Origin of the sequence: Bradyrhizobium ivorense (assembly GCF_900696085.1) — a bacterium.
GTDB classification, from domain to species: Bacteria; Pseudomonadota; Alphaproteobacteria; order Rhizobiales; family Xanthobacteraceae; genus Bradyrhizobium; species Bradyrhizobium ivorense.
This window is the reverse complement of record NZ_CAADFC020000032.1, coordinates 173,552-195,907: the sequence shown is the minus strand read 5'-3', so window position 1 is coordinate 195,907 and position 22,356 is coordinate 173,552. Positions and strand designations below refer to the sequence as shown.

The 22,356-nt window shown below is 64.5% G+C and carries 17 protein-coding genes and 1 pseudogene; 8 read left to right on the top strand and 10 right to left on the bottom strand.

Going from position 1 to position 22,356, the window contains the following annotated elements; translation table 11 throughout:
• Positions 1 to 6: 6 nt before the first annotated feature.
• From CI41S_RS38225 to CI41S_RS38210, 5 genes are all read right to left on the bottom strand, one after another.
• Positions 7 to 1,425 carry a glycosyltransferase family 4 protein gene (locus CI41S_RS38225; RefSeq protein WP_172628359.1) on the bottom strand — a complete coding sequence of 473 codons (1,419 nt, stop codon included), beginning with the start codon at positions 1,423 to 1,425 and terminating at the stop codon, positions 7 to 9.
• Complete coding sequence (locus tag CI41S_RS38220) at positions 1,422 to 2,162, bottom strand: ABC transporter ATP-binding protein (protein WP_139864182.1); 741 nt, start codon at positions 2,160 to 2,162, stop codon at positions 1,422 to 1,424. The genes CI41S_RS38225 and CI41S_RS38220 overlap by 4 nt, the downstream gene beginning before the upstream one ends.
• Before the next feature lies 1 nt (position 2,163).
• Entirely contained in the window at positions 2,164 to 4,104 is a 1,941-nt protein-coding gene (locus tag CI41S_RS38215) for a glycosyltransferase (RefSeq protein ID WP_139864181.1), read from the bottom strand.
• A 17-nt stretch (positions 4,105 to 4,121) separates the two neighbouring features.
• Positions 4,122 to 4,286, bottom strand: a complete 165-nt coding sequence (locus CI41S_RS43915) for a hypothetical protein (RefSeq protein WP_172628352.1) — start codon at positions 4,284 to 4,286, stop codon at positions 4,122 to 4,124.
• A 306-nt stretch (positions 4,287 to 4,592) separates the two neighbouring features.
• Complete coding sequence (locus CI41S_RS38210; protein WP_139864180.1) at positions 4,593 to 5,027, bottom strand: hypothetical protein; 435 nt, start codon at positions 5,025 to 5,027, stop codon at positions 4,593 to 4,595.
• A 159-nt stretch (positions 5,028 to 5,186) separates the two neighbouring features.
• Here CI41S_RS38210 and CI41S_RS38205 point away from each other — a divergent pair, with 159 nt between their 5' ends.
• Together CI41S_RS38205 and CI41S_RS38200 are read left to right on the top strand one after the other, a co-directional pair.
• Positions 5,187 to 6,062, top strand: a complete 876-nt coding sequence (locus CI41S_RS38205; RefSeq protein ID WP_139483965.1) for a DUF6502 family protein — start codon at positions 5,187 to 5,189, stop codon at positions 6,060 to 6,062.
• Positions 6,059 to 7,279 carry a DUF5666 domain-containing protein gene (locus tag CI41S_RS38200; RefSeq protein ID WP_139864179.1) on the top strand — a complete coding sequence of 407 codons (1,221 nt, stop codon included), beginning with the start codon at positions 6,059 to 6,061 and terminating at the stop codon, positions 7,277 to 7,279. Before CI41S_RS38205 ends, CI41S_RS38200 begins: the two co-directional genes overlap by 4 nt.
• 68 nt (positions 7,280 to 7,347) lie before the next feature.
• On the opposite strand, the gene CI41S_RS38195 is transcribed toward CI41S_RS38200, so the two are convergent.
• Both CI41S_RS38195 and bcp read right to left on the bottom strand, forming a co-directional pair.
• A complete protein-coding gene (locus tag CI41S_RS38195) occupies positions 7,348 to 8,691 on the bottom strand; it encodes a M23 family metallopeptidase (RefSeq protein ID WP_139864178.1) in 1,344 nt (447 codons plus the stop codon).
• A 99-nt stretch (positions 8,692 to 8,790) separates the two neighbouring features.
• Positions 8,791 to 9,501 carry a thioredoxin-dependent thiol peroxidase gene (bcp, locus tag CI41S_RS38190; protein ID WP_139864177.1) on the bottom strand — a complete coding sequence of 237 codons (711 nt, stop codon included), beginning with the start codon at positions 9,499 to 9,501 and terminating at the stop codon, positions 8,791 to 8,793.
• Positions 9,502 to 9,729: 228 nt separating this feature from the next.
• Here bcp and CI41S_RS38185 point away from each other — a divergent pair, with 228 nt between their 5' ends.
• Entirely contained in the window at positions 9,730 to 13,425 is a 3,696-nt protein-coding gene (locus CI41S_RS38185) for a YhdP family protein (protein ID WP_139864176.1), read from the top strand.
• A gap of 296 nt (positions 13,426 to 13,721) precedes the next feature.
• Here CI41S_RS38185 and CI41S_RS38180 read toward each other — a convergent pair whose 3' ends face one another.
• Together CI41S_RS38180 and CI41S_RS38175 are read right to left on the bottom strand one after the other, a co-directional pair.
• Positions 13,722 to 14,699: a Bug family tripartite tricarboxylate transporter substrate binding protein gene (locus CI41S_RS38180; RefSeq protein WP_139864175.1), complete on the bottom strand. Its 978-nt coding sequence runs from the start codon at positions 14,697 to 14,699 to the stop codon at positions 13,722 to 13,724.
• 166 nt (positions 14,700 to 14,865) lie between these two features.
• Positions 14,866 to 16,284, bottom strand: coding sequence for an FAD-binding oxidoreductase (locus CI41S_RS38175; protein WP_139864174.1), 1,419 nt, complete (start codon positions 16,282 to 16,284; stop codon positions 14,866 to 14,868).
• A gap of 788 nt (positions 16,285 to 17,072) precedes the next feature.
• On the opposite strand from CI41S_RS38175, the gene CI41S_RS38170 reads away from it, so the two are divergent.
• Positions 17,073 to 17,810, top strand: a complete 738-nt coding sequence (locus CI41S_RS38170; protein ID WP_139864173.1) for an HpcH/HpaI aldolase family protein — start codon at positions 17,073 to 17,075, stop codon at positions 17,808 to 17,810.
• Between the two features lie 133 nt (positions 17,811 to 17,943).
• Here the strand turns inward: CI41S_RS38170 and CI41S_RS38165 are convergent.
• Positions 17,944 to 18,081: pseudogene (locus CI41S_RS38165) on the bottom strand (MFS transporter); the annotation flags it as partial.
• 539 nt (positions 18,082 to 18,620) lie between these two features.
• Here CI41S_RS38165 and CI41S_RS38160 point away from each other — a divergent pair.
• The 4 genes from CI41S_RS38160 (at position 18,621) to tnpC (ending at position 22,114) form a co-directional block, all read left to right on the top strand.
• Positions 18,621 to 19,454 carry a hypothetical protein gene (locus CI41S_RS38160; protein ID WP_244626821.1) on the top strand — a complete coding sequence of 278 codons (834 nt, stop codon included), beginning with the start codon at positions 18,621 to 18,623 and terminating at the stop codon, positions 19,452 to 19,454.
• Between the two features lie 228 nt (positions 19,455 to 19,682).
• Positions 19,683 to 20,105, top strand: coding sequence for an IS66-like element accessory protein TnpA (gene tnpA / locus CI41S_RS38155; protein WP_139481344.1), 423 nt, complete (start codon positions 19,683 to 19,685; stop codon positions 20,103 to 20,105).
• Complete coding sequence (tnpB, locus tag CI41S_RS38150) at positions 20,102 to 20,455, top strand: IS66 family insertion sequence element accessory protein TnpB (protein WP_139486162.1); 354 nt, start codon at positions 20,102 to 20,104, stop codon at positions 20,453 to 20,455. Before tnpA ends, tnpB begins: the two co-directional genes overlap by 4 nt.
• A gap of 69 nt (positions 20,456 to 20,524) precedes the next feature.
• Positions 20,525 to 22,114 carry an IS66 family transposase gene (tnpC, locus tag CI41S_RS38145; protein WP_139864171.1) on the top strand — a complete coding sequence of 530 codons (1,590 nt, stop codon included), beginning with the start codon at positions 20,525 to 20,527 and terminating at the stop codon, positions 22,112 to 22,114.
• Positions 22,115 to 22,356 lie beyond the last annotated feature (242 nt).

The following is a 22,356-nucleotide window of genomic DNA, read 5'->3' as shown; positions in this document are numbered from 1 at the left end:
CTTACGTCACATGCTTTGCGCGGCGAGGCTGTCGAAGGCGGAGACCGCGGCCGCCGCCCTGGATGATGTCGGGCTTTCCGCCGCCGCGCGCGGGGCGAGCAGGTCGCGCGCCTGGCTCTCGTGGCCGAAGCGCGCGGCGAGTTTGGGGCGGCATGCGCGGATCCGCGCGCGCCAGTCGTCCTGCTGCGCCAGCACGCGCCTCACGGACGCGCAGATCGCGTCGGTCGAGAACGGATCGAAATAGTCGGCGAGCTCGCCCGCGACCTCGCGGAACACGGCGATGTCCGAGCACAGCACCGGCGTGTTGGCCGCAAACGCCTCAATGATCGGGACCCCAAAACCTTCGGCGAGGCTCGGCATGATCAGGCCATGCGCGGACGCGAGCAGCGCGGCCTTCTCGTGCTCCTCGACATAGCCGGAGAAGCGGACGTTTTTCGGCAGGTCGGCCATCTTGCTCATGCCGCCGGCATGACCGATCACGACGAGGTCGGCCTGCGGCAGCTTGCGGAAGGCGCGGATCACGATCGCAAGGTTCTTGCGCGGTTCGTTCGAGACGATCACCACAAAACTCGGCCGCGGCGGGGCGGCGGGAGTTGGCGCGACGGCGGGCTTAAGATCGAAGCGGGTGCGCGGATAGACGACGCGGGCCGGAATCTGCGCATATTGCGGCAGCAGGGCGCGGAAGCGGTTCATGCTGTAGTTCGAGACGAAGGCGAGCTCGTCGGCCTGCCGCACGCTGGTGAACAGGCGCGAGAGGAACAGCCGCGTCGCGATGTCGTCGAGCTTGAGATCGGTGATCGGCAACAGATCGTGGATCACGCAGATCACCTTGGCGCCAAGGTCGCGCCGGATCGCGACCCGCGTCGGCGTGTCGACGAGAATGACGTCGTAGCCGCGCGCGTCGATGCGCGGCGGCGGCAGCCGGGTCAGGGCCGAGGTGTCCTGATAGCTGTAGAAGCCGGGCTCGAGCCGGAAGTCGCCGAACAGTTCGAGATGGCGCAGATCGGTCGGAATGTATTCGAGGCCCGCGGTGCGGTTCTCGATCAGCTTGACGGCTGATGGCAGCAGGCCGAGCGAGCGCAGGAATGCGATGATGAATTCCAGCGAGGTGGCGGCGTTGAGCTTGTGACGGAACCAGTCGGCGGTGCGGCGCAGGCCGCCGCGCATGACCGGTGAATTCATGTCGGTCTGATCGAGAAAGCGATACAGCGCGAGCAGCTCGATCAACCGTGAATCCCGCGGCAGCAGTGGGGTCTTGTGCTGGCGGCGGCGCAGCTTGCGATAGCGGCGCGTGGTCTCGACCACGAGCGTCAGGGCATGGCCTTCGGCCGCCAATGAGCGGATCAATTCGCGGGTGAAATGGAAGATGCCGCGCTTGTGGTTGGGCTCGCCGAGCGCCTCGCTGACGACCAAAATCTTCTTCATGCGCGTTTCTCTCTGAGCTCGAGGTGATGCGGGACCGGCGTATCCAGTTGGGCGGTGCTGGCGATGCGGCCGTGGTCGAGATTGATGATGCTGCTGCAGGTGCGGCGCAGCAGTGTGTGGTCGTGTGAGGCGATGATCACGATCGCCGCGGTCTCGACCATCTTGAGCAGCCGCTGTTCGGCCTTGGCGGAAAAATTCTCGTCGACCACGCTGAGCCATTCGTCGAGCAGCAGGATGTCGGCCGGGAAGGCGGTCGCGGTCGCGAACAGCACGCGCATCAGCATGCCCGAGGAGAACATCCGCAGCGGCAGCCGCTGCATCCGCTCCTCGAGCTCGGTGAAAGCCCAGATCTCGTCCAGGATTTTGGGCGTCGGCTTGCGGCCGCTGATTCTGAGCAGCAGGCTGATATTGTCGGCAGCGACGAAGTCGAGATTGACGCCGGCGCCGAGGCCGAGCAGCGGCACGATGTTGCCGCTGACCTCGCGCTGGCCGCCGGTCGGCGGGAACACGCCGGCGATCAGCCGCAGCAAGGTCGACTTGCCGGAGCCGTTCGGCCCGGCGAGCCCGATCCGTGCGCCGGCCCTAGCCTCGAGCGAGATGCGGTCGATTGCACGGATGGTCCGCGTCTCGCTCGCTTCGCCCATCAGGCGGCCGAGCAGGCGGCGCTTCAGCGAGAAGTCGTAGGCGCCGTATAGCGGATAGTCGAGACAGACGTCGCGAAGGTTTATGCTGACCATGCTAGATCCAGAACGCGGCCTTGCGCAGGCGGGCGATGGTCACGGTTGCCGCGACCGCGAGCGCGGCGAGGCAGCCCAGCACATAGAGCAGGCTCGTCGTCGCGACCTGGCCGGTGGCGAGCGGATCGCGCCAGATTGCGAACAGGTGGGTCAGCGGATTGAGCCGCATCACCGCCGCGTTGCGGTCGATCATCTCGGGCGTCCAGATGATCGGCGAGGCCAGGAAGGCCAGCGTCAGCGACGACTCGATGATCGGCTTGATGTCGCGGTAGCGCGTCGCCAGCGCGCCGAGGACGAGACTGAGGGCCAGCGTGCAGACGATGAATAGCGCGAGACCCGGAAGGGCGGCGAGCGCGCCGCCAAAATCCCTCGGTGTCAGCGCGAGCCAGAGCGCGAGCGGCACCGTGGCGTTGTGGAGCGCGAACAGCGCCTGGCGGAAGGTACATTGCAGCAGGAAGATCACCGGCGGCAGCGCGCGGTCCTTGATCAGGCTGGCCGAATTCTGCAGCGCCGTGGTGGCGTCGAGCACGACGCCGTTGAGGAAGGTCCAGGCGGTGAGGCTCGCCGCCAGCATCGGCAGCCGCGCCACCGCACTGGCGTTGGAGAGATGGCCGATGACGGAGCCGAGCACCGCGACCATGATCGCCATCTGGATCGACATCCAGAACGGGCCGAGCAGCGAGCGGACGTAGCGGTGCCGCATGTCCGACCAGGCCAGCGCCGCCGCGATCTGGATCGCGGCGGCGAGGCCGGCCGTTTGGGGACGCAGGCCTGGGGCGGATGAGCCGGCGTCCTTTGCGGCAGCCTGTTCGGCGACCGCCGTGCGGTACACCGTCTCGATTGCTTCCTTGAAGGCCGTGGTCGAATATTTGGTCACGGCGCGGTGGCGCGCGGCCTGACCCATGCGGCGGCGGCGGTCGGTATCGTTGATCAAGGTCTCGATGGCATAGGCGAGCGCTGCGGGATCGCCCGGCGGCACCGTGATCGCCTCGAGCCCGTTGCGCGCGACATGCGGCACGCCGGTGTCGAGCGCGGTGTTGACCACCGGGCGGCCCGCCGCCATCGCCTCGAGCTGCACCAGCCCGAAGGTCTCGGCATTGGTCACCGAGGGCAGCACGAAGACGTCGGCGATCCGCATCAGCTTGACGCGCTCGCTCTCCGCAATCGAGCCGAGCAGGCGGACGCGGTCCTGCAGGCCGTAGTCGCGGATCAACTGCTCGAGGTGCTCGCGCTCGCGGCCCTCGCCGACGATCCAGACCTCGAAATTGCGGCTGTGCGCGGCGCGGACCAGCACGTCAAAACCCTTGTAGGGCACGAGGCGTCCACAGGCGAGCACCAGGCGGCCGCGCGCGTTGACCTCGGTGGGCGGCGCGGCCGGCCGGTCGTATTTCGCGACATCGATGCCGAACGGCACCGCGTGGCACTTGGCGGCAAATTCCTGCAGCAGCGGCGTGGTCTCGACCAGCACCGGATCGGAGACGATGATCGCCGAGGCGCGCCGCAAGGTTCGTCGCATCAAGGGTTCGACGAGGAAGCGCAGCGCCGCGTGCGAGACGATGTCGGCGTGCCAGTGCACCACCAGCGGACGGCTGCGGCCGAGCCCGAGCGCGAACACCAGGTCGGCGAGCGGGAAGGGCGCATGCAGCGCCAGCAGATCGTGCTCGGCGATGCGGCGCCACAGCCGCCACGGATAGGCCGGCGCGGCGGGCAGCGACAGCACGTCGCCGAACGAGCGCACGCGCTCGACCGCGACGTTGTTGACCACGATCCGCCGCTCGCCGGGCGTGCGCGAGCAGACCAACACCGCGGCGGCAAACGTATCCTTCAGTCCGGCGCAGATGTCGCGGATCACCGACAGCGTGCCGCCGAACAGATCGGGGTAGTAGACCTTGAAGATGTGCAGCACCGACGGGCGGCGGGCCGGCTCGTTGACAACGGTCATGGTGGGGCGGCTCCGTGTCAGGCGGCGAACAGGGCGACGACGAACGGCAGCGCCAGCGTCGCCAGGAACAGCAGCGAGCGCAGCACCACCGGCAGCACCGGCTCGATCGGGCCGCACGGGCCTTGCGGTGTGAAACGGAACGTGGGTGCGGCGAGCCGGCCGCGGGCCGAACGAGGAGACATTGCGTCGGATTCCCTGTTTGTGAATTCTGGATACGTGGGAAAATTTCACACGTCAATGGAGCTGGACTAAAAAGTGGGATTATGTCCCACGTGTGGCGGGGCTGAAGAATTTTGTGATCTCGATCGTCATTGCGAGGAGCGACAGCGACGAAGCAATCCATCGCTCCGCGCATGCGGCGGGGTGGATTGGCGTAATCCCACGTCGTCATGGCCAGGTTTGTCCCGGCCATCGACGTCTGCCTTCACGTCACAGTCAAAGACGTGGATGCCCGGGGCAAGCCCGGGCATGACGAGAGCGGGGCTATTTCACGCCGGCTCGGCGGGCGTGCGCTCGGCCGGCTGCAGCAGCAATTGCCTGATGGCGGCGATGTCGAAATGGATTCGCTCGGGCAGCATCGCTGCCGCCGGCCGCTGCAGATCCTGCTCGATCACGACGCGCTTGCCGCCGTCCGGCGTCAGCGCGATCGAGATCGATTTCGCCTGCGGCTCCGTGCGGAGCCCGGCATGGGCGCGGCAGGCATATTCGCCGGAGCGCAGCGCGCCGAAGCCGAAGGCGAGCAGCCGCCCGTAGATGTACAGCGCCACCAGGTCGGTGTCGTCGAAGCGGCGCGGCGAGCCGGGGACCACGCCGGGCAGGCAGGGATAGCCGCCCGCCATCACCATCGACACGAAATCCTCGTAGGGAACCTGGGCGCGGCTGCAGGCGTCTGCAATCGCAACGTCGAATCGGATGGAGGTCATGTGACTTTCCGTGCCGGAGCCCAGCGCCGCCGGAACCGGCAAGCGCATCGCGGCGGCGCTGTGTTTCCGGCGGTGACAGTGTTTCCCATAAGTGGGAAAAAATCACACGTCAAGGGGGTGGGATTGTATCCCACGCCGCGCCCGTAGTAGAACGGCGCAATGGTTGCCAAAGCCCCGAAACCGAAAGCGGGATCGCCTCCGTCGATCGCCGCGGCGAAGCTGCACACGCCGCTGGCGCGGCTGCTGCGGCCGCTGGTCCGGCTTTGCATCCGCGGCGGCATGACGTTTCCGGCGCTGACCCAGCTATTGCGCGAGCTCTACGTCAACGTTGCCGAGCACGATTTCGCGCTCGAAGGCAAGGAGCAGACCGACAGCCGCGTCAGCCTGTTGACCGGCATCCATCGCAAGGAGGTGGCGCGGCTGCGCGGCGCCGGCGCGCCGGTCAACGCGGTGCCGGCGACGCTGTCGCGCACCAGCGCGATCATCGCGCGCTGGCTCGCCGCGCCTGAGTTCACCGACGCCAAGGGCGATCCGCTGCCGCTGCCGCGCACCGCCGAGGGCACCGCGCCGTCGTTCGAGGCGCTGGTCGAATCGATCACCAAGGACGTGCGGCCGCGCGCGGTGCTCGACGAATGGCTCGACCGCAAGCTCGTCACCATCAATGACGACGACGAAATCGTGCTGGTCGAGGAAGCCTTCGTGCCGCACGGTGACGACGATCGCAAATGGCACTATCTCGGCCGCAATCTGCATGACCATGTCGCGGCGGCCGAGGTCAACGTGTCGTCGGCGTCCCCGCGCTTCCTCGAGCGCGCCGTGCATTATGACGGGCTGTCGGCGAAGCTGGCCAAGCGGCTCGAGGGCCGTTCGCGCGAGCTCGCGATGGATGCGCTGAAGGTCGCCAACCGCGAGGCCAACCGCGCGCTGGCCAAGGACAAGGGCGGCGATCATCGCTGGAATTTCGGCATCTACATCTATCGCGAGGGACCCGACGGTCCCGCCGATGATTCCGACGACGAAAGCGGTGCGTCGTGAGCGGTCCCACCATTTCGCGCCGCGCGCTGCTCGCTGCGTTCTGGCTTGCCGGAACCTCGCTGGCCGGCGCGCAAGTCAAAAAACGCGGTAACGACCAGGGCATCGGCGGCACCGGGATCACAGGATCCGATCAGGGCATCGGCGGCACCGGCATTGTCGGCGTGATCCAGCGCTTCGGTTCGATCTACGTCAATGGCGAGCGCATCGCCTATGCGGCCGACGTGCCGGTGAGGATCGATGGTGAGCCGTCGACGGCGAAGGCACTGCACATCGGCCAGGTCGCGCGCGTGGTGGCACGGCGCGGCGCCGACGGCACGCTGTCGACCGGGCGGATCGACGTGGCGAGCGAGGTGACCGGCCCGATCGAGCAGGCGAAATCCGGCGAGCTGACGGTGCTCGGCCAGAAGGTCGCCTGGACCGGCCGCGAGAGCTGGCTGAAGGCGGGCACGCAGGTCGCGGTGTTCGGACTGCGTCGCACCGACGGCGTCATCGTCGCGAGCCTGGTGCAGCAGCGCCACGACACCGCGATGCGCGTCACCGGGCCGCTCGAGCGCGACCGAACCGGCGCGCTGCGGATCGGCGATCTCCGGCTCACCGGTGTCGATGCGGCGCTGGCCGGGCAGCGGGTCCAGGCCGAGGGCCGTGTTGCGCAGGGCGTGATGCAGGTCGCGAAGAGCCGCGCCGACGACTTCTCCGACCTTAGCGGCGCCAACCGGCTGCTGATCGAGGCCTATGTGCGCCGGGTCGGCAGCAATTTGCAGCTCGGCTCCGGCTTCGTCGCGCGCGACAATTCACGCTTTGCGTCGGCTGCCGACACTCGGGTCGTGGTCAACGCCTCGCTCGAGGGGACGCGCAGCCTGCGGGTCGAATCGGTGCAGTCGGTCGGCAAATTCCCCGGCTCGTCGGTGCGCAGTCCTGGCGCGCCGGGACAGCGGCCGGGCGGCATGGGACCTGGCGGGGCGTCCGGCCCCCGCGGTGGCCCAGCGCCTGGTGGTCCCGGTGGTGTGCCGTCCAATCCGCCGATGAGCCACGGTGGCGCGCCGACGCTTGATCCCGGCAACAGCGGTCCATCGGGTCCCGGCGGCTTCGGCTCGCCCGGTGGTGGCGGCGGACCGTTGGGTCCCGGCGGCGGAGGTCCGTTCGGACCCGGTGGGCCCGGCGGTGGATTCGGCGGCGGCGGTCCGGGTGGCGGCATGGGCGGCGGCGGCCGCCGCTGATCATGCGCCAAACAAAATCGGCGCAAGCGGTTCGCTTGCGCCGATCTTCAGATCGCTACAGTGGAGAGCTAGCCCGCGCTGAGCCGCACGCCGGCGCGCAAGAACTTTTGCGGATCGACCGCTTCGCCATCGATGCGGGTCTCATAGTGCAGATGCGGGCCGGTGGAGCGGCCGGTCGAGCCGACCGCGCCGATCACCTGGCCGATCCTCACGTATTCGCCGACCTTGACGCCGATCTCGGAGAGATGGCCGTAGCGGGTCGACAGTCCGTTGCCATGGTCGACCTCGACCATGCGGCCGTAGCCGCCGGCCCAGCCGGCCGACACCACCTTGCCGTTGGCGGTGACGCGCACCGGATCGCCCTGCGCAGCGCGGAAGTCGAGGCCGGTGTGCATCGCAGGCCGGCCGAGGAACGGATCGGTGCGGACGCCGAAGCCGCTGGTGAACTCGACCTCGCCCACGACTGGCTTGCGATAGGGCACCAGCGCCAGCGTCTGGTTCAGCCGCTGCATCTGCGCGCGATTGATGTTGATGCGGTAGAGCTGGCGCTCGAACGCGCCGGCGTCGGCCGAGAGTTTGACCGGGACGAACGGTCCGCCCATGCCCGAGCGCGGCGTTGCCGCTTCGAGCTGCGCCATGTTGAGGCCGAGGTCGGAGATCACGCCGCGCATCCGGCGCAGCCGGGATTCGACGCCGTCCTCGGCGGAGGCGAGCGCCGCCATCTGGCGCCGCTCGACCTGGTCGAGCGAGGTCTGCAGCCGGACCAGCGCGCTGTCGACGCCCTGAACCTTGGCGAACTGGCTCGGCGCCGCCTTGGCGGCCGCGGGGGTGCGCGATTCCAGCCGCGCTTCGCGGTCCGGCGGGGCGACGAAGATCACGGTGTCGCTGATCGGCGACGGTTTTGCGGTGCCGGAGGCGGGCGCGGCCTCGGCGCGGCCCTGCGGCTTGACCGATCCGGTGACGTTGACGTCGGGCAGCGAGCCGAGCGCGGTGGCGCGCGATTCCAGCGCCGACTGGCGCTTCATGATCTGGTCGAGCTTCTGGTCGAACTGCTCCTGGTCGAGCAGCTGGCGGCTGGTGGTGCGATCGACCTTGGCGCGCAGATCGGAGATGCGGTCCTCATAGGCATATTGCATCTCGGCCTGGCGGGCGATCAGCCGGGTCAGGACGTCGTCACGGAAGGCGAAATAGGTGGCGGTCGCGGCCGACCACATGCCGAGCAGGACGACGGTGCCGACCGCGATCCAGAATACCAGCGGCCCGAACCGGACCTGCTTGCCGGCGTGAACGATGGTGTAGCCGGCGCCTGAGGCCGGCATCGCGGCGGCGGCTGGGCGGCGCGCCGGCGTCCGGCCATGGTCATGCGGATGATGATGGGGCTTGTGGTGGTGATGACCGGACCGGCTCGACATCGGTACTCCCGCGGCCGGTCGGAAACACTCCGTACGGCTTGTTTGCGGGGGCGATTTGAGCCCGGCATGGTTAATTTTCAGGAAACGGAACCGCTCCAATCAGAGCGACCGGGCCGCCTCCAGCACCGCGTCGGCATGGCCGTCGACCTTCACATGGCGCCAGACGCGCGCCACCTTGCCGTCTGAATCGACCAGAACCGTGGTGCGAATAATCCCCATGAAGGTCCTGCCATACAACGATTTTTCGCCCCAGACGCCATACGTCTCCAGCATCTGATGCTGCTCATCCGAGATCAGAGGAACCGACAGCTGGTGCTTGTTGCGGAATGACTCCTGCGCCTTAACCGTATCGGCGGAAATGCCCAGCACCTCGGTACCGACAGCGGCGAACGCGCTTTTCAGCCGGGTGAAATCGATCGCCTCCTTGGTGCAGCCGGGGGTGTCGGCGCGAGGGTAGAAGAACAGCACCAGCTTCTTGCCGGCGAAATCCGACAGCGAGACGCTCTCGCCGCCGTCGCGGGGCAGGGTGAAGGCGGGGGCCATGGCCCCTTCGGCGAGGATGGTCCCGGCAGACTTCGCGGCGGCCGGCTTCGCGCTTAACGGTTTCGAGGTGGCCGTGTGCGAGGCTTTGCTTCGAACGGCCGCGGCGCTCCTGGTCTTGACCGGCTGCTTGGCCTTCTTGGCCTTCGCAACCGTTGTGCGGGATTTCGTCGCGGACTTCCTCGTGCTGGTGCCTGCACCGCGCGCAATCTTCGTTGCCGCCCGCTTTCCGGTTGTGTTGGAGGATTTCTTGCGCGTTTTCTTGGACATACGCCTTCCTTTCGTCGCTTTCCGAAGCTCAACCATTGGGGTATTGCGGGTCTCATTCGCGGCGGCCGGATTCGCACCGGCCGCTGGGCAAGTTTGATGGCCAGGGAGTATGGTGACAAGGAATTCGACGCGTTACCCGTCCGTTTGTTGAACCGGCTTTTGTTTGGGTGCTTTCGTCCTTTCTTGGGGCCATCACCGAGTAGCGGTATTAGTCGAGGATTGGCAGCGATGCCGGCACTGGAGCGCTCGATACGGTTCGACGGGCGCGCCGGTGGCGGCGATCAGCTTCAACGCCAGCACCGAGAGGAAATGGCTAGGAATACGTCGCCGCAGGGGCCAAATCCGCGCGCCGAGGCTGATCTCTCGCAATGGGAAGATCACGTCGCGTGGGACGAGCAGGATGAGGCGGCGGGAGACCGTGCGCGCCAATTGCTGTCGCGTTCCAACACCAGCCTGCACCGCTTCACGGATTACTGCGCCGGCATGCAGCGCTGGATGAACCGCGAGCGCTGGCTGCGCCGCATCGGGCTGGTGCTGGCGGTGCTCGTCGTGATCTTCGCCACGTGTTTCGGTGCGCTGTGGTGGCGGCTCGGCGCCGGGCCAATCAACCTCGACATCGCAACGCCGTGGCTTGCCGCCGCGATCGAGGAGAATATCGGCCACGGCAATACCGTCGAGGTCGGCGGCACCCAGATCGAGCGCGCCGGCCGGATCAGGGTCGCGGTGCGTATCCGCGACATCATCGTCCGCGATCGCGACCATGCGGTCGTCGCCAGCGCGCCGAAGGCCGAGGTGCGGCTGTCGGGAACGGCGCTGCTGATGGGACAGCTGCGCGCGGAAAGCCTCAATTTGGTCGACGCGGAACTGTCGGTGCGGATCACGCCCGACGGCTATGTGACGGTGTCCGCCGGCGAAACCGCCAAACCGCTCGCCACCGGTGTAGCCTCCAAGAAAGAGGCCGGGCTGCCGCCGACATTCCCGCGCCCGGGGCCCGGGCCTAGCGCGCAGCAGCAGCCGGTCGCCCCGGAGCCGGCGACACCGGCGCCCGCACCCGATACGGCGCAAAGCGGTCTGCTGGCGGGGCTCGACTGGCTCGACAGCCTCAGCCTGACCGGCCTCGATGGCCAGAACCTCAACGAGATCGGCCTGAAGAACGGCAATCTCGTCGTCGACGACCAGCAGCGCGGCAACAAATGGAGCTTTGAGAATATCAGCCTGAGCCTGCGCCGCCCGCACAATGGCGGCGTGGCGCTCAGCTTCGGCGAGGAGGGCGCAAAGCCCTGGTCGGTGCGGGTCGTGATCGGGCCGCAGGTCGACGGCGTGCGCTCGGTCGACATCAAGGCCGACAAGGTCTCCACCAGCGACATCCTGCTCGCGCTGCGGACCAAGGATCTCACCTATACCGCCGACCTGCCGCTGTCGGGCGAACTGAAGGGCGAGATCGGCCGCGACGGCCTGCCGACCTATTTCCGCGGCAAGATCGCCGCCGGCGCCGGCAATGTCATCGACACCGACACGCCCGACTATCCGATGGCGATCGATTCCGCCGAGATGAGCCTCGAATGGGATTCCGGGCGGCGCGTGCTGCTGGCCCCGATCAAGATCCTCTCGGGCGCCAACCGGATCACGCTGCTCGGCCACCTCGAGCCGCCGAACGACAACGTCACCGACTGGCAGGCGGGCCTGTCGGGCGGCACCATCGTGCTGGCCGGTTCCGACAAGGCCGAACCGCCGCTGATCTTCAACCGCATCAACATCGGCTTCCGCTTCGACACCGACAAGAAGCGCGTGCTGCTGACCCAGGCCGACATCTCCAACGGCGAGATCGGCGTCGCCGGCACCGGCAGCGTCGACTATTCCGGCGAGCCGCGGCTGCAGCTCGGTTTCGCCGGCACGCCGATGTCGGCGTCGGCGCTGAAGCGGATGTGGCCGACCATCATCGTGCCCGAGGTGCGCGAATGGGTGCTGGAGCGGATCGACCGCGGCACGCTCCAGCGCATCGATGTCGGCGTCAATTCGCCGGTGCATAATCTGTCGCGCAAGGGACCGCCGATTCCGGACGACGGCCTCTCGGTCAACATCGTCGCATCCGGCGTCACGGTGCGCCCGGTCGACAAGATGCCGGCGGTGCATGACGCCGACCTGAAGGCGAGGGTGACCGGCCGCACCGCGACCGTCACCATCGGCCAGGGCATCGCCGACACGCCGGCAGGCCGCAAGATCAATTTTTCGGACTTCACCTTCGAGATTCCCGACATGGCGCCCAAGCCGTCGCCGTCGAAGGTCAAGTTCCGGGTCGACGCTTCGGTGCCGGCGGCCGCCGAGATGCTTGCCTCCGAACGGCTCAGCGATCTCTCCGGCCCGCCGATCGATCCCAATTCGAGCAAGGGCAACGTCACCGCCATCATCAATCTCGGCATGCCGGTGAAGGGCGAACTGACCAAGGCCGACACGACCTACTCGGTCACCGCCGATGTCGCCGGCGTAGCCGTCGACAAACTGGTGATGAACCAGAAGCTCGAGGCCAATACGCTCAAGGTGATCGCCAGCAATGCCGGCTTCCAGGTCAAAGGCGACGTCAAGATCAACGGTCAGGCGGCGTCGCTCGACTACCGCAAGCCGGCCGACGGCGATGCCGACGTCAAGCTGCAGGCGACGCTGGATGACGCCGCCCGTGCGCGGTTCGGCATGGATCTCGGCCCGGCAGTGACCGGCGATATCCCGATCAAGCTGTCCGGCAAGATCGGCAGCGGTGACAACAACACCAAGATGGGGATCGAGGCCGATCTCACGCGCTTGAAGCTCGACAACATCCTGCCGGGCTGGGTCAAGGCATCGGGCCGGTCGAGCAAGGCGACCTTCAACGTGGTGCCGAAGGACAAGTCGACCCGGTTCGAGGATATCGTGGTCGACGGCGGCGGCGTCTCGATCAAGGGCTCGCTCGAGGTCGACCAGAACGGCGACCTCGTCAATGCGAACTTCCCGACCTATGCGCCATCGGACGGCGACAAGACCTCGCTGCGGGCCGATCGCGGCCCCGACGGCGTGATGAAGGTGACGATGCGCGGCGACGTGTTCGACGGCCGCGGCTTCCTGAAGTCGGCGATCTCGGGCCGCGATTCCGACACCAAGAACAAGAGCAAGGGCATCGACTTCGATGTCGATCTCAAGCTCGGCGCGGTGATGGGATTCAACGGCGAGGCGGTGCGCGGCGTCGATGCCAAGATCTCGCGCCGCAACGGCTTCTTCAAGGCGTTCACGCTGAACGGCAAGGTCGGACGCGATACCCCTGTTACGGCCGACATCCGTCGTCTGCAGGCCCGCGAGGTGATCTACCTGCAAACCGCCGATGCCGGCGCCTTCCTCCGCTTCATCGATACCTATTCGAAGGTGGCCGGCGGCCAGCTGACATTGGCGATGGAGCCGCCGACGCCCGATCAGGGGTCCAAGGAAGGCCTGATCAATTTGCGCGACTTCTCGGTGAAGGGCGAGACCCAGCTCGACCGCGCCGTCGCGGGCGGCCCCGTCAACACCCAGAACGGCATCGCCTTCGACGCGCTACGCGCCGAGTTCACGCGGCAGAGCGGCAAGCTCTCGATCAGCAACGGCGTCGTCAAGGGACCGAGCATCGGCGCCACCATCGAAGGCAGCATCGACTATGTCGGCAATCAGGTGCGGATGAACGGCACCTTCATTCCGATGTACGGGCTGAACAACATGTTCGGCCAGATCCCGTTCTTCGGCATCTTCCTCGGCGCCGGCAGCAATGAAGGCCTGATCGGCGTCACCTATGAGGTGGTGGGCACGCCGAGCCAGCCGGTGCTGCGCGTCAATCCGATCTCGGCGCTGGCGCCCGGCCTGACGCGCAAGATCTTCGAGTTCAAGCAGTACAGCCCGAACGAGCTGCCGCAGACCAACAATTAGGGCGGCGGTCGATCCATCGCATGCCGGCCCGGGCGGGATGACGAGCCGGGTCAGCGGGCTTCCGCGACTGACATGTCCACGTCGTCGTGGCCGGACTTGTCCTTGCCAAAATGTCGAAAAACAACCCCATGCAAAGTAGCCGTCGAGGTATAATTATACCTGAAGCTCAAGCGTCGAAAGCCCGGGCAGGGCGAGCATCGGAGCGTGGCCGACCGCTTTCGGGTCAAGCAGACACGCGACCTCACGTCGGGGATATCGGCTTGTGGACCCAAAGCTGACCTTAACGGCCCGAGGATTCACTCGATTTTGATGTTTGCGGTTCGGATCACCTTGCTCCACTTTTCGATCTCGGAGGCGATGAGCTTGCTGAAGTCGGCTGATGATCCGGGGAATACTTCTGCGCCAAGCTCGGCGAAACGTGCCTGCAGTTTTGGATCAGCTAATCCCGCGTTGATCTCTTTGTTGAGAGCCTGAACAATTGCCGTAGAGGTGTCGCGTGGCGCAACTAACCCATACCACGTGATCGCGTCGTACTCAGATATGACCTCGCTTATGGAGGGCACATCCGGCAACGTTCGAAATCGATTCGCACTAGATACACCGAGTGCGCGCAACTGCCCGCCTCGAACGTATTCAATCCCTGCAGGCGCTGGAATAAACACGGCCTGCACTTGGCCGCCGATCGCATCCGTGATAGCGGGACCGCCGCCCTTGTAAGGCACATGAACAAGATCGACTCCAGCCAACATCTTGAAGAGCTCAGCTGCCACATGGAGCGTGCTGCCGCGCCCGGCCGATCCATAGTTGATCCTGCCCGGATTGGCCTGCGCGTACGCGATGAATTCAGGGAGCGTTTTCGCAGGTACGGACGGATGGACTACGAGAATGAACGGCACACGCGCGACCGTTGCCACTGGAGCCGCATCCCGAACGAAATTGAAATTGAGCTTGTCATAGAGAGTTGCATTAATGGTGGGCGACGCATCGACCATCAGGAGCGTGTAGCCATCAGGACCAGCCTTGAGCGCCGCTTCCGTTCCAATGTTGCCGTTGGCCCCTGCTCGGTTCTCAATAACGAATTGCTGGCCTAGCCGGTCAGAAAGCCACTGGCCGATCAGGCGGGCTGAAATGTCAGTAGTCCCGGCAGGAGCGAACGGGACGATCATTCGCACCGGCCGTGCGGGATACGTTTGAGCCCACCCGATCCGCAGGAAGGCTGGCGTAACCAAGGCACTCAAACCCAAGTGCAGGACCATTCGACGGGAAAATTTCATGGCGAATCTCCCAATTCGGCAGGTACGCCTCAATGATCAAGAGGGGCAGATCTACTACAGAAACATGGTCTGACTTGAATGGAACCCCGACGTGGCGATGACACTGTGATCCTCACGCACGACGCGTCCGGTCGCCACGGCTGCCCTCCAGCGTGTCCACGAGTGTCTAGCGCGGCGGGATGTTCTGTGCGCCGTGGAATAAATTTCCAGGATCGAATCTGGCCTTGATCTCGGCAAGCCGCTCGTAGAGACGATTGCCATAGGCAGCGCGCACGCGGGTGTCGCCCTCGTCCTCGGTCATGAAATTGATATAACCGGTGCCGCTCGAAAACGGATGGATAGCCGCCCAGTATTCGCGCGCCCATTCGATATGACGGCGATCCTCCTGTGGGTTTTCCCAGGCCGCCTGCACGTTCAACACGTATTGGGCCGTCCGGAAACCGACGGCATTAAGCCCGCGATCGAGTTGGGCAGGAGCGCCGCCCATGTGCATGAACAGAGCAGCGGAATGCGGAGAGGTAATCCGTTCGGCGTGCTCGACCATCGCATCGATCAGGCGCTCGCGCATGTCGGCGAAGAAATCCGACTTCCAGTAATAGCGGCGGCCGAACGGCTGGCCGGAATCGAGCAAAGTCTGATGTGCGATGAACGGCTTTACCGTGATCGTGTCGGCAGCCGGCTTGCCGAAGCTCTTGAGCGCACGTATCACATCCTGTCCGGCGGCAGGATCGCCGGTCCAGCATACTGCAATCGCCGCAATTGCCTTGCCGTGCAACTCCTCGGGCAGGAATGGCGCAGGCGGAGCGATGCGCAGGATGAGCAAGCAGCACAACTCGTCCGGCGCCGTGGCAGTGATCCGACGAAACTGATGCGCAACGTCGCGTGCTTGCACCATCGGGTACACTATCATCCCGCATAGCGCCTGCGGTCCGTGTGGATGTGCTCGGAACTCGAAGGACGTGACGGCGCCAAAATTGCCGCCGCCACCTCGCAGCGCCCAGAACAGATCGGCGTTCTCGGTCTCGCTGGCTTGGAGACGCTCGCCGTCCGCGGTGACAATATCGACGGAAGTCAGATTGTCCGCCGCGTACGCGTACTTGCGAGAGGTCCAGCCGAAACCGCCGCCCATCGTGAACCCAGCAACGCCGGTGTTCGACACGATGCCGCCCGGAACCACCAAGCCGAATGGCTGCGACTCGTGGTCGACATCCCCCCAGATAGCGCCACCCTCTGCCCGCACGATGCGTCTGTCGGGGTCGACGCGCACACTACGCCGCAAGCTCATGTCGATCATCAGCCCGCGATCGCAGAGCGCGGCGCCAGCAATATTGTGCCCGCCGCCTCGAATCGACAGCGGCAGTCCGTTCTCGCGGGCGAAGTTCACACAACTGACGACGTCCGATGCGCCGCTTACCCGCGCGATGAGCGCTGGCTCCCTGGCGATCATGCCGTTCCAGATCGAGCGCGCTTCGTGGTATCCAGCGTCGGAGGGTTGCAGGAGAGTGCCGCGAAGCGACGTACGAAGGCCGGCGATTGCCGCTTGACTCAGTCTGTACTCGGGTTGCTGGGCGAGAGCATGGGCCATGACAACTCTCCAATTTCCACGCCATTGCGGAAGGCGGCACCCATATTTGGGTCTTAGTCTCCTACGCTCCTCGTCGCGCTGCCAGTCCAAAATCTGTACTCACCGGACGGCCGGGGGAGTCTCAAACTGAACGCCCAGAACTGCCGTGCTGCTCGGGTCGAGTACGGTCTGCGGCAGCCCTTACCGGACGCCCAGCATCCCTGTTCTCGGCAAATCCGCTTAGTCCAAGCCAGCGTTCGGAGCGTTGGCGCAGATCCCGGGAACCGTCGAGTTCGATCGCGCCGGAACCAACGGCGGTCTTTACTGAAACATCCCCCATCCATACGCGCGTCATAGTTTGCAGATCGGTCGCTACGTAGAGCCCGACCTCAAATCCGGGATCAATGAGGCAAAGATCGACCTCCTCGCCATTACTCACGAGCCACCATTTCCGCTTCGAGCACCGGAGCCGCTGCGGCACAGCGGAGGCACAATGCGGGAGGTGGAGATGCCGGGTGAACGCCACAAGCTTCGGAATGCAAGCCCGACCGAACCAGCCAAAGCACTCGGCTTTCAGTACACAAGTAAGAACCAGCCGCTTCAGACCGACGCGCCTTGACAATCCGGTTGAGGGGCTTGTGGCCTTCCTCGAGCCTGTACCGAGCACGACCGCTTGTGACCCAGCCGGTTAGGCGCTAGCCATCTCGGCTGAAATTTCTATTGACCGAACGGTTCGGTCAATGCCAAATTTCTTGCGGAACTGAAGAGGGCTGCGCCGCAACTCAACGTGGAAACGCAAGGGGCTTGAGATGGCAGAACCAGCGCCCAAAATCCGTACTACGTTCATCTGCACAATCCCTTCAGCAGTCGTCACGCAAGCGTTGGCGCAGGCAGGTGCAGACGCGGTCGTAATCGACCAGGAGCACGGAGCAATTGGCCCCGAACACCTCCACGCAATGATTGCGTCCACGGCCGGTACAAAATGCCGTCCCATCGTGAGGGTCGGCAGGTGCGATGAGGCCATGGTGAAGCTGGCTCTCGACATGGGAGCCGCAGGGATAACGTTTCCGCTGGTGAACACCGCGCAAGAGGCTGCAGAATGTGTAGCGATGACGCGCTATCCACCCCGGGGGAGGCGTGGCTTTGGCCCTTTCATCGGCCATTCGAGATGGGGAGTATCGCTCGAAGACTATTTGCCCAAGGTTGGGGGCACAATTAGTTGCAACATAATTGTCGAGACCAAGTCAGCGATCGACAACATCGAGGCAATTTGCGCGGTCGAGGGCATCAGTGCCTTGGTCCTTGCGCCGTTCGATCTTTCCGTTGAACTGGGATGCCCCGGCCAGTTCGACACCCCGGACTTTTTGAAGGCCGTTCAACAGTTCGAACGAGCCACGACGGCCGCCAAGGTGCCGAAGTCCGCCGTCGCTCTGACGGAAGAGCAAGTCCAATCTGCCATCGCACGCGGCTATGCGAGTGTGATGATGGGTTGGGACGTTTTGATGCTCAAGAATGCTGCCACAAGGGCAATCCGCTGGACAACCTGATTTCCGTTCCGGCACCGCCGGACTTTCCGCTGCTGGCTCCATTCGGACCTCACCGCACGGGCTACGAACGTCTGCTCACTGGGGACCAGCGGACTTCGGCGGAAGGCCTCCCTTCGCTGGAAGACGCTCTCATTCAGCGCCGCAGCGCCGGCACCACCAAAAACGGGATCGTGCCAGGCACCACGCTGACCAGCGCGAAGGCGATCAGCGGATTGGAGCTGTGGGTCCAGTCATGGATCAGGCCGCCGCTCCAGGAGCCGAACGCCGAACCGCGTGTACTCATAAATCCGGTGTGCGGGCGGGGATAGCGAGGTCTGCGTTGCTCTCAAAAGCCGACATCGACGATGCTTAAGTGAATGTCTGCCAAGGGGCCACAACGGACTAATACTCCAGTCTGGAGAACCGAATGCAGCTTCTGCAGCATGCAAGGACACAACCAGTCTTGCAGCGCAGCTGCGGTCTCCGGGAAGCAGCGCTAGTGTGGATGATGCTCTCGCGATAGCAGAAGATGTCTCAGGGTCAATCGCACGGAAGCGGACTGCCCGGGTCATGTTCAGTTTACCTTCCTTGGACGCGATAGCCGGCATGGTGGATTGGGTGTCAATCGTGTGACCAAATTTGTGCGCCGAATGACAGAGCGCGTCGTGGTTTGGTCCAATTTGGAACAACAACGGAGTCTGAATTGCTGCAAGTACTGGTTCCACCGTATTGCGTACAGCGAGCCAAGAAATGGTCACAAGACTACAGCGAATGCTCAGACGGTTGCCGACACATGTAGCCGACATCAAGGAAAATCCCCGGTGGTTGCCGATGTTTGCGCTGGGACGCCTGATGCTGTTCCGCAACCTCGCATGGAGGTTGACCGCTGCGCCCGAACACATCGATTCCACGAACACGCTTTTCCCGGAACTTGATGTCGAGCAGGTGACGGAGCAGTTGCGGCGAGACGGGTTATTTCAGGGCGTCAGGCTTCCGACCGATATCACCTCGGAAATCTCTTCCTTTGCCCGACGCACGCCCTGTTTCGGCAATTTCGACCGCAAAATTGAGCTGGTCGCCGAGGACCATCGCTCGGTCGAGCTTGCGACAGGGAAAGCCATTGTCACCGGCCACTTCTTCGAACGCGTGCTGGATTGCGAAGCGGCCCGCCGCGTCCAGCAGGATCCGCTATTGTTGCAGATCGCCCAGAACTACCTGGGAGGCGAGGCGCGCGTCACCGCGACGCGGCTGTGGTGGAGCTTTCCGAGCAAGAAGGCGAAAGACTACGACCTCCATTTGGCCTCACAGGACCGGTTTCATTTCGATCTCGATGATTGGCGGATGATCAAGTACTTCTTCTACATCGAAGCGGTTGACGAAAAGTCGGGCCCGCATCTCTATGTCATGGGCAGCCACAGGCAGCGCTTCCTGCGGCACCAGTTCACCCTCACAGTCGGCCACCCCTTGGAGGAGATCGAGCGGACCTATGGCCGCGGAGCAATCGTAAAACTGACGGGCCCTGAAGGCTTCGGCTTTGTCGAGGATCCCTTCGGATTCCATACGGGTTCGCTGGCCAAGCGCGCGCCGCGGCTCGTCCTGGAGATCAGCTTCGGCGTCAGCGAAAAGCTGCACCGTCGTTTCCATGGCGAGCCGGTGATTCAATAGCTGCCAATCGGGCGGTTGCGGCCGACGATTGAGCAATTCCTTCGGCTCTCTGGGGCTCGCTATTGCATTTACGCCGTCAGTGCGATTGCCCGTTCGATGAGGTCTTGAAATCAACCTGCAGTGTATAGGCCGCCAAGCCTTGGTTGAGGGTAAGCGCTTAGCCGGAACCCTTGCTTCGGGATCTGGGTAGCTATGCGAAGAAGCCTCCGGCTTGTACGGAGGTTTGGGATGGGATTGGACAGCAAAAAGGACGTCCATTTGGACGGCTCATCGGCGGGGTCGGTGAGCCGGCTGGAGATCCTTGAAGGGCCGTCCGGACGTCGTGTGCGGTCGGAAGCTGAGAGAGCTCGGATCGCCGCCGAGAGTCTGTTACCCGGCGCCCAGGTATCCGAGGTGGCGCGCAAGCACGGAGCGACGCGCTGGCAGGTCTACGATTGGCGACGGCGGCTTCGACAACGAGGTATGTTGCCGCCGTGCGAGGCGTCTCCACCGACGTTTGCGCCGCTGGTTGTGGAAGATGCGTCGGAGGAGCGTCAGGTTCCGGCGATCAAGCTTGAGATCGCGATCGGCGATGTCGTGCTGCGGACGGATACGGCCATTGATGCTGACCAGCTATCCCGGGTGATCCGTGCGGTGCGAGCGTCACGATGATCGCGGCCGGTGCTGATCTGAAGATTTACGTGGCCACGCGGCCGATCGACTTCCGCTGTGGACACGACGGGCTTGCGGCGAAGGTGCAGGAGATGCTTGGTCTCGATCCGTTCAGCGGCGCGGCCTTCGTGTTCCGATCAAAACGAGCGGACCGGATCAAGATTTTGGTCTGGGACCGAACGGGCCTGGTGTTGGTGCACAAACGCCTCGAAGGTTGCAAGTTCGTTTGGCCAACGATCGCGGACGGCGTGATGCGCATGTCGCCGGCGATGTTCGCGGCCTTGTTCGAGGGGCTGGATTGGAGGTTGGTCCGGCCGGAGGAAGCGCGGCGCCCGCAGGTGGCAGGATAACTGCGGCAGAATGACTCGGAAGCAATTTTGAACATGGCATGCGCGGCGCCGATGTGCTCGAAATAGCGCATGAGCATCGCGGCGCTACGCGACGAAAACGAACGCCTGAAGGCGCTTCTGGCGCAAACGCAGGCGACCTTGAGCGAGCATCAGGGGGCACTGGCGGCGTCGGAGGAAGCGCGACGTCGGCTGGAGGTCATTCTCGGCGAATTGCGACGGGACAAGTTCGGCTCGAAATCCGAGAAGCTACGTCCAGATCAGTACCATTTGCCGCTCGAGGACGTGGAGATCGCGCAAGGCATTCTGGACGCGGCGCAGGAAAGAGCCGAGAAGGTCATCCAGGGACGATCGCGGAGCGATCCGGATCAAGGTTCTCATCGCAATCGCGGCTGCTTGCCTGCCCATTTGCCGCGAGTGGAACGGATCATCGAGCCACCAAGCACGCTCTGCCCGTGCGGTTGTGGCGCCATGACGAAGATCGGTGAGGACGTCAGCAAGCGCCTCGACGTGATCCCGGCGCAATGGCGCGTGCTGGTCACGCGTCGCCCGAAATACATCTGTCGCCGCTGCTCAGGCCCTGTCGCGCAGGCGTACGCACCGGAGCACGTCGTGCCCGGCGGGCTGCCGACCGAAGCGGCCATCGCGCACGTGATCGTCTCCAAATTTGGCGATCATACGCCATTTTACCGTCAGGCCGAGATCTATGCGCGCCAGGGGATCCGGCTTGATCGGGCTACACTGGGCAATTGGGCTGGCCGCGCCTGCTTCCATCTTCAACCCATCGCGGACCACATGCGTCGCCACCTGGCCATGGCGGATCGGCTGTTCATGGATGAGACCAAGGCGCCGGTACTCGATCCGGGGCGCGGCCAAACGAAGAAAGGCTACTTCTGGGCGATCGCCTCAGACGATCGCGGCCACAGCGGTCCAAGTCCGCCAATCGTGTTGTTCAGATATGCCCCCGGTCGCAGCGGTGCCTTCGCGCAGCAGTTCCTGGACGGCTTTGGCGGACGCTTCCTGCAATGCGATGCCTATGACGGCTATGACCGGCTGACCGAAGTCGTTCGACCGCAAGGGCCTTGGACGCTCGTGCATTGCTGGAGCCATTTGCGCCGGCGCTTCGTGAAATTGGTGCGCAACAGCAAATCGCCGATCGCCGAGGCCGCCGTGCGGCACATCGCACAGCTTTACGCCATCGAAGCCATGGTACGCGGCTCATCGCCGGACATCCGGTTGGCCGCGCGCAAAGAGCACTCGCTGCCCATGGTAGCCGCGTTGAAGTCGTGGTTTGAGAAACAGCTGTCGATGATCTCCAGCGGTTCGACGCTCGCGGAGGACATCCGCTATGCCCTCAATCATTGGCAGGGGCTGACCCGCTTCCTCGAAGACGGACGTCTCGAGCTCGACACCAACCCGGTCGAGAACGCCATCCGGCCAATCTGTTTGACCAGGAAAAACGCTCTCTTCGCCGGACATGAAATCGGAGCGGAAAACTGGGCCTTACTGGCCTCGATCGTCGCCACCTGCAAACTCAACGACGTCAATCCGGCCGGCTACATCGCCGAAACACTCGAGGCGATTATCGACGGCCATCCCCATAGCAGAATCGGCGACCTCATGCCGTGGCGCTTCCGCAAGGCGTCAAGCCAGCCTCAATAGGGCCCCGGCTGAGCGCTTACGGGGCGTCTGCACTGTTTCCTCTTTGTCTTGGTCCCCGACGGCTAGTGCTGGCTGGTCATCGCCCGATAAAAGCGGCCTCAGCCCTCAGTATGGTTGGACGCGTGAGCTGATCGCCACCAATTGTCAGTTCTGCTGCTAAACTAGGTCAAATTGAACAAATCAAGAACAAATTGTCATTTTGACCCACACCCGCTGGATCGGGAGCTGACAAAGGGTCTGGC